General features: G+C 64.4%; 1 pseudogene. It reads left to right on the top strand.

The features are described from left to right. Positions 1–202, top strand: a pseudogene (locus P0D70_RS37085) (threonine ammonia-lyase, biosynthetic); the annotation flags it as partial.

The raw sequence follows: 202 nt of genomic DNA on the forward strand, positions 1-202 counted from the left end.
CGCGAACTCCGCCCATATCTTCGTGGGCGTGCAGATCAGGAATCGCAGCGAATCGGCGCAGATCGCCGGCGCATTCGAAGCGCACGGGTTCGCCACAGTGGACCTCACGTTCGACGAACTCTCCAAGCAGCACATCCGCTACATGGTGGGCGGCCGCTCGCCCCTTGCGCACGACGAGCGGCTGTTCCGCTTCGAGTTTCCC

This window comes from Paraburkholderia sp. RL17-381-BIF-C (assembly GCF_046026435.1).
GTDB lineage: Bacteria > Pseudomonadota > Gammaproteobacteria > Burkholderiales > Burkholderiaceae > Paraburkholderia.